Annotated in this window: 7 protein-coding genes and 1 pseudogene; 5 read left to right on the forward strand and 3 right to left on the reverse strand. The window is 73.5% G+C overall.

Annotation, left to right across the window (positions count from 1 at the left end; genetic code table 11):
• Nucleotides 1-200: 200 nt before the first annotated feature.
• Together ACFQ87_RS04960 and ACFQ87_RS04965 are read right to left on the reverse strand one after the other, a co-directional pair.
• Nucleotides 201-500, reverse strand: a complete 300-nt coding sequence (locus tag ACFQ87_RS04960) for a hypothetical protein (protein WP_380609160.1) — start codon at nucleotides 498-500, stop codon at nucleotides 201-203.
• 37 nt (nucleotides 501-537) lie between these two features.
• On the reverse strand, nucleotides 538-1,329 hold the full coding sequence (locus ACFQ87_RS04965; RefSeq protein ID WP_380609161.1) for a PspA/IM30 family protein: 792 nt from the start codon (nucleotides 1,327-1,329) through the stop codon (nucleotides 538-540).
• A 314-nt stretch (nucleotides 1,330-1,643) separates the two neighbouring features.
• Between ACFQ87_RS04965 and ACFQ87_RS04970 the strand changes: the two genes are divergently transcribed.
• Both ACFQ87_RS04970 and ACFQ87_RS04975 read left to right on the forward strand, forming a co-directional pair.
• Nucleotides 1,644-2,243 carry a DUF3043 domain-containing protein gene (locus ACFQ87_RS04970; protein WP_380609162.1) on the forward strand — a complete coding sequence of 200 codons (600 nt, stop codon included), beginning with the start codon at nucleotides 1,644-1,646 and terminating at the stop codon, nucleotides 2,241-2,243.
• Between the two features lie 158 nt (nucleotides 2,244-2,401).
• Nucleotides 2,402-3,142, forward strand: coding sequence for a class I SAM-dependent methyltransferase (locus ACFQ87_RS04975; protein WP_380609397.1), 741 nt, complete (start codon nucleotides 2,402-2,404; stop codon nucleotides 3,140-3,142).
• A 43-nt stretch (nucleotides 3,143-3,185) separates the two neighbouring features.
• Here the strand turns inward: ACFQ87_RS04975 and ACFQ87_RS04980 are convergent, their stop codons facing one another.
• Complete coding sequence (locus ACFQ87_RS04980; protein ID WP_380609163.1) at nucleotides 3,186-3,386, reverse strand: hypothetical protein; 201 nt, start codon at nucleotides 3,384-3,386, stop codon at nucleotides 3,186-3,188.
• Nucleotides 3,387-3,506: 120 nt separating this feature from the next.
• Between ACFQ87_RS04980 and cobU the strand changes: the two are divergent.
• The 3 genes and pseudogenes from cobU to ACFQ87_RS04995 form a co-directional block, all read left to right on the forward strand.
• Nucleotides 3,507-4,055 (forward strand): annotated as a pseudogene (gene cobU / locus ACFQ87_RS04985) (bifunctional adenosylcobinamide kinase/adenosylcobinamide-phosphate guanylyltransferase); the annotation flags it as partial.
• A 28-nt stretch (nucleotides 4,056-4,083) separates the two neighbouring features.
• Nucleotides 4,084-5,199 carry a nicotinate-nucleotide--dimethylbenzimidazole phosphoribosyltransferase gene (locus tag ACFQ87_RS04990; RefSeq protein ID WP_380609164.1) on the forward strand — a complete coding sequence of 372 codons (1,116 nt, stop codon included), beginning with the start codon at nucleotides 4,084-4,086 and terminating at the stop codon, nucleotides 5,197-5,199.
• A 183-nt stretch (nucleotides 5,200-5,382) separates the two neighbouring features.
• Nucleotides 5,383-6,174, forward strand: a complete 792-nt coding sequence (locus ACFQ87_RS04995) for an adenosylcobinamide-GDP ribazoletransferase (RefSeq protein WP_380609165.1) — start codon at nucleotides 5,383-5,385, stop codon at nucleotides 6,172-6,174.
• Nucleotides 6,175-6,404 lie beyond the last annotated feature (230 nt).

Below are 6,404 nucleotides of genomic sequence, written 5' to 3' on the forward strand. Positions count from 1 at the left end.
ACCGGGAGACGGAGAGGTACGCAAAGGGGGCGCGGGACGGGATGCTGGCCCTGCCGGAGTCCGGCCCCGCGGCCCGCCCTCTCGCCCGGAGGCGAGCGGGCGAGTCCCCGCCCCGGAGGCGAGCGGGCGAATAGCAGCGAAGGGCGGGCCCCCTCCCATCGGAGGGGGCCCGCCCTTTCGTCTGGCAACAGCCGGAGGAGCTACTCGTACTCGGGGAACCCCGGGATCACGCCCTCGCCCTCGGACAGCAGCAGCGCGCGGACCTCGCTGATCGTCGCCTCGGAGTTCGGCAGGATCAGGTCGGACGGCTCCAGAGCGTCGTCGGGCAGCCGGGTGCCGTACTGCATCACCGCGTCCAGCAGCTTGCCGTAGGCCTGGCGGAAGTTCTCCTCGTCGCCCGACTCCACTGCGGTGAGCAGCTCGTCGTCGAGCTGGTTGAGCAGGTTCAGGTGGTCCTCGCCCACCTCGAACTGCCCCTCACCCATGACCCTCATGATCATGCCGTGCGTCTCCCTGGTTCGTGGGGTCGAGCTCAGATCACTTGTTGTAGTTGATGCGCGGGGTGTCCTGCGGGTGCTGCTGGGGCTGCTGCTGCGGCTGCCCCTGCTCGATCGCCGCCGGACCGGAGGAGGAACCGCCGGACAGCTCGGCCTTCATCCGGGCGAGCTCCAGCTCGACGTCGGAGCCGCCGGCCACCCGCTCCAACTCGGCCTCGATGTCGTCCTTGCGGCCGAGACCGCTCGCGTCGTCGAGCGCGCCGGAGGCCAGCAGCTCGTCGATCGCACCGGCCCGGGCCTGCATCTGCGCGGTCTTGTCCTCGGCACGCTGGATGGCCAGGCCGACGTCGCCCATCTCCTCCGAGATGCCGGAGAAGGACTCGGCGATGCGGGTCTGCGCCTGGGCCGCGGTGTAGGTGGCCTTGATGGTCTCCTTCTTGGTGCGGAAGGCGTCCACCTTGGCCTGCAGCCGCTGGGAGGCGAGCGTGAGCTTCTCCTCCTCGGCCTGCAGCGCCTGGTACTGCGTCTCCAGGTCGTTGATCTGGGACTGCATGTTGGCCTTGCGGGTCAGCGCCTCGCGCGCGAGGTCCTCGCGGCCGAGCGACAGCGCCTTGCGGCCCTGGTCCTCGTACTTCGCGGACTGCTGCTGGAGCTGGGTCAGCTGGAGTTCCAGGCGCTTGCGCGAGGTCGCGACGTCCGCGACACCACGCCGTACCTTCTGCAGCAGTTCGAGCTGCTTCTGGTAGGAGTAGTCGAGCGTCTCACGCGGATCCTCCGCCCGGTCCAAGGCCTTGTTCGCCTTGGAGCGGAAGATCAGCCCCATACGCTTCATGATTCCGTCGCTCATGGGCCTCGGGTGCCCCCTTCTCCGGCCTGCGGTGTATATCTCGTTACCAGACACGACGAGTGTATGTGCAGCGAGCCCGTCGCCGCAGTGCACCTGCCTGCAACAAGACTGCTACAGCGACCGGTGGCAGTTCCTCATCCCCCGGGTGGATCCGACTCTCATCCTCCCCATAGTCCATCCGATTGATCCCCTACGGGAAGGGCCCGGGAAACCCGGGTCGGGCCGGACCCGGAGGATCGATATGCGTTTGGGTCCGAGGGGACCCGTGGTCACGGCGGCGCACCCCGTACGCTGGTGGTGTGTTCCGACGCCGTTCAGATGATGCCGCCGCCTCCGCCACCGTGCTGGAGAAGCAGGACGAGACGACCCAGGCCCGCCACCCGCAGGCCAAGAAGGGCCGCCCCACCCCCAAGCGCAGTGAGGCCGAGGCCAACCGGCGTACCCGGGTGACGGTGCCCAAGGACCGCAAGGAGGCCTCCCGCCAGGCACGCGACCGGATGCGGGTCGAGCGCGAGAAGCAGCGCCAGGCCCTGATGGACGGCGACGAGCGCCACCTGCCGGCCCGCGACAAGGGCCCGGTGCGCAAGTTCGCCCGTGACTACATCGACTCCCGCTGGTCGCTGGCCGAGTTCTTCCTGCCCGCCGCCGTCGTCATCCTGGTGCTCAGCATCATCAAGGTGCAGGCCCTGCAGCTCCTGTCGACGCTGCTGTTCCTGCTGTTCTTCATCCTGGTGGTCCTGGACTTCGTGCGCCTCGGCTTCGGCCTGCGCAAGCAGCTGGGCGAGCGCTTCGCCGGGCAGAACACCCGCGGCGCGATCGCCTACGGCATCATGCGCACCCTGCAGATGCGCCGGCTGCGCCTGCCCAAGCCGCAGGTGCGGCGCGGGGAGAAGCCCTGACCGCCGAACCGGTGGACTCCGGCTGGGCCCCGCCTTCCTGGGAGGGGCCCGGCCTGTACGCGCTTCCCGGACAGGGGGACGGCGGCCACGACCGGTTCGGCCAGGAGCGTCGGCTGCCCTCGCGCAGCGGCTCCTTCGCCGGCGGTGCCGGCGCGTGGCTGGACCGGCACGGCGGACTGCGCAACTTCGTCCGTCAGGAGCTCGTCTCCCGCCAGCTCGCCGAGCAGCTGACCGGCCGCACCGCGCAGCGCGTCCTCGACATCGGCTGCGGCCAGGGCACCCAGGCCCTGCGGCTCGCGCGGGCCGGCCACTACGTCACCGGGATCGACTCCGACCCGGTCGCGCTCGGCGTCGCCCAGGGGGCGCTGGCCGGGGAGCCGCCCGAGGTGCGCGGCCGGCTGCAGCTGCTCAGCGGTGACGGCCACCAGTGCGGGCGCTGGTTCGGCCCGCGCAGCTTCGACGTGGTGCTCTGCCACGGCGTCCTGATGTACCTGCCCGACCCGGACCCGATGATCGCCTCGCTGGCCCGGCTGCTGGCGCCCGGCGGTCTGCTCTCGCTGCTGGTCCGCAACCGCGACGCGCTGGCGCTGCGGCCCGCCGCCGCCGGGGACTGGCGGGCCGCCCTGCACGCCTTCGAGAGCGACCGGTACTACAACCGGCTCGGGCTGGCCGCCCGGGCCGATCGGCTCGCCGACCTGACCGTCACCCTCTCCGAGGTGTCGGTGCCGCTCAAGCACTGGTACGGCGTACGGGTCTTCACCGACAACGCGCCCGACGACGCGACCCCGCCGGTGGACGGGCGCCAGCTGGCCCAGCTGCTGGAAGCCGAGGACCGGGCCGCCCGCACCGACCCGTACCGGCGGGTCGCGGCACTGCTGCACGTGATCGGGGCGAAGTAGCAGCTGATCCGGCTGATCGCCCGCCCGCCTCCGGGGCGGGGGCTCAGGCCTCGTGCAGGCTCATCGCGTAGATCTGCTGACCGTCGTCCAGCAGGACCGCGGTGTCCACGCCGTCCTCGACGAGCTGCTTCCAGCTCTCCCCGATCCAGGTCTCGGCGTCCCCCTGGCCGGCGAACTCCTCCTGGCCGACGCTGGGCGTCACCGCGCTGCCGTCCGCCTTCTCGTACCGCCACGTCCAGACCATGCCCGGCTCCTCCCGCGCTTCCCGCTGCCTATGTGGTGCGCACCATAGCCTGCCCGGCCCGATCTTCCGTATGCCTGGTCGGGCAGGATGGGCGTCATGTCGCCCCACTCCCCACTCCCCCGCACGCTGCTGCTCGGCGGCGCGCGCTCCGGCAAGTCCACCCGCGCCGAGCAGCTGCTCGCCGACCGGCCGGACGTCCTGTACGTGGCCACCGGCGGCACCCGGGACGGCGACGCCGAGTGGGCCCAGCGGATCGAGCTGCACCGGGAGCGGCGGCCGGCGAGCTGGCGCACCGCCGAGACCTGCGACCTGGAGGCCGTGCTCACCGACGCCGCCGACCCGGCGCCGGTGCTGATCGACTGCCTGGCGCTGTGGCTCACCTCGGTGATGGACGAGTGCGACGCCTGGGACGACCGGGCCTGGGCGGACGGCGGCGAGGCCGCGGTGCAGCGCCGCTGCCAGGCGCTGGCCGCGGCCTGGGCGGCCACCCCGCGGACGGTCGTCGCGGTGAGCAACGAGGTCGGCATGGGTGTCGTCCCGGCGACCGCCGCGGGCCGGCGCTTCCGCGACACCCTGGGCCGGCTCAACATGGCCGTGGCGGACGCCTCGGAGCGTGTGCTGCTGGTGGTGGCCGGGCAGGTTGTAACAATCAAGCCAACCGCAGCCTGAACACCTGCGGCGTGTAGCCTTCCGAACGATGGACACGACCGTGGATCTCGATACGTTCTCCTCGCTCGTCGAGCGCCCCGACGACAGCGCCCGGCGGGCCGCCGAGGAGCGCTGGCAGGAGGCCGGCCGGCCGCGCGGCGGGCTCGGCAAGCTGGAGGAGCTGGGCAGCTGGCTGTCGTCCGTACAGGGGCGCTCCCCGGTGCGGCCGGTGTCGGCGCCCAAGGTGCTGCTGTTCGCCGCCGACCACGGTGTGGCCGCGCTCGGGGTCTCCCGGCTGCCCGCCCAGGGCGGCACCGCGGCCCGGGTGCGGGCGGTGCTCGACGGCACCGCGCCGGTGGCCCGACTTGCTGCGCGCTACGGCGCCGAGGTGCGGGTGGTCGACGTCGGCGTGGACACCGACGCCGCGAACCTCCCGGACGAGGTGGTCACCCACCGGATCCGGCGCGGCTCCGGCCGGATCGACGTCGAGGACGCGCTCACCCCGGAGGAGACCGTACGCGCGTTCCGGGCCGGCATTGCCGTGGCCGACGAGGAGGCCGACTCCGGCACCGACCTGGTGCTGCTCGGCGACCTCGGGGTCGGCGCCACCACGGTGGCCGCCGTGCTGGTCGGCGCGCTGTGCGGGACGGACGCCGCCGCGGTCTGCGGGCGCGGCTCGGGCATCGACGACCGGGTCTGGATGGTCAAGTGCGCCACCATCCGGGACTCGCTGCGGCGGGCCCGGCCGGTGCTCGGCGACCAGATCGCCCTGCTCGGCGCGACCGGCGGGGCCGACTTCGCGGCGATCACCGGCTTCCTGCTGCAGGCCGCGGTCCGCCGGCTGCCGGTGGTGCTGGACGGTGTGGTCTCGGCCGCCTGCGCGCTGGTCGCGCAGCGGATCGCCTTCCGGGCGCCGGAGTGGTGGCGGGCCGGGCAGTCCAGCGGCGAGCCGGCCCAGGCGAAGGCGTACGACCGGCTGACCCTGACGCCGCTTCAGGACCAGAGGATCACCATGGGCGAGGGTGTCGGCGCGCTGCTGGCGCTGCCGCTGCTCCAGGCGGCGGGCGACGCGCTCGCGGACGAGGCGCCGAAGCCGAACGCAGCGGCGGCTCCCAAGGAACAGCCGAAGCTGCCATCGGCGGCGGATCTGCTGCGGAGGCTGTAGCAGGGGCGGGGCGCCTGCGACTGAGCGTTGGCACTCAGGTGGCGGGCCCGGCCCTTCGCTTCGCGCAGTTCCCCGCGCCCCTTTCGGGGCGCGGGGATTCTGTTTGCTCGGGGCGCGGGGCTTCGGTCGGTGCGGGGCCCGGGGGTTTTGTTCGTGCGGTGCGGTGCGGTGAGGAGTGGAGCGATGGCCGGCGGCGGCGAGCGGGCGACGTGGGGCGAGGGGCTGCGGTTCGCGTTCGGGACGCTGTCGGTGCTGCGGGTGCGGGTGGAACGGTGGGACCGCGCGGCGGGGGCGCGGGCGATGACGGCGGCCCCGGTGGTGGGGGTGGTGCTGGGCGCCGTCGCGGCGGGGGCGGGGGCGCTGGTGGCCTGGCGGGCGGGCGGGCTGCTCGGGGCGGTGACGGCGGTGGGGGCGCTCGCCGCGCTGACCCGGGGGCTGCACCTGGACGGTCTGGCGGACGTCGCCGACGGGCTGGGCAGCGGCAAGCCGGCCGAGGACGCGCTGCGGATCATGAAGCAGTCCGACATCGGCCCGTTCGGCGTACTGACCCTCCTTCTCGTACTGCTGGCCCAGGTCGCCGCGCTGGCCGGACAGTTCGGGCACTCGGTGCCGCGCGGCGCGCTCGCGGTGCTCGCCTCGGCGGTGGCCGCCCGGTGCGCGCTCGGCTGGGGCTGTCTTCGGTCGGTGCCGGCCGCCCGTCCGGGCGGGCTCGGGGCGGTGGTGGCGAGCACCGTGACGCCCGCCGGGGCCGCCGCCGGGACGGCCCTCGGCGCACTGGCCGTCGCCGCGACCGGGCTGTTCGACGGATGGTCAGCTCTTCGACTTCCGCTGGCCGTTGTGCTCGGCGTCGGCTGCGCCCGGCTGCTGCTCGGACGCTGTGTCCGGCGGTTCGGCGGAATCACCGGCGACGTACTCGGCGCGACGGCGGAGACGGCGGCCACCGGCACGCTGTTCGCCTTGGCGTTGCTCGGCTGACACCGGGCGGCGCGTGATCCCACCATGCGGACTACCATGCGTGAAGCACCGCAGCCCTGCACCGTGGCAGGTTCTGCCCGCCCGGCGCGTACCGAGGAGCCGGGTCCTGTGGTGTGTGGGTCCCCCCTCCCGGCCCCGCCCACCCACGGGCCCCTACCCCCCAACCCGCCTGCTGAAAGACCCTCCCCCCGGGCCGTTCACCCTTTTCCACCCCACCCCCGACCCAACCC

Source organism: Kitasatospora sp. NPDC056531 (genome assembly GCF_042794375.1).
In the GTDB taxonomy this organism is placed as follows: Bacteria; Actinomycetota; Actinomycetes; order Streptomycetales; family Streptomycetaceae; genus Kitasatospora.

What these genes read in the sequence shown, in the direction of transcription:
- ACFQ87_RS04960 (WP_380609160.1), bottom strand. Translation starts at nt 500, where the DNA reads ATGATCATGAGGGTCATGGGTGAGGGGCAGTTCGAGGTGGGCGAGGAC.
- ACFQ87_RS04965 (WP_380609161.1), bottom strand. Translation starts at nt 1,329, where the DNA reads ATGAAGCGTATGGGGCTGATCTTCCGCTCCAAGGCGAACAAGGCCTTG.
- ACFQ87_RS04980 (WP_380609163.1), bottom strand. Translation starts at nt 3,386, where the DNA reads ATGGTCTGGACGTGGCGGTACGAGAAGGCGGACGGCAGCGCGGTGACG.
- ACFQ87_RS04990 (WP_380609164.1), top strand. Translation starts at nt 4,084, where the DNA reads ATGGACACGACCGTGGATCTCGATACGTTCTCCTCGCTCGTCGAGCGC.
- ACFQ87_RS04995 (WP_380609165.1), top strand. Translation starts at nt 5,383, where the DNA reads ATGGCCGGCGGCGGCGAGCGGGCGACGTGGGGCGAGGGGCTGCGGTTC.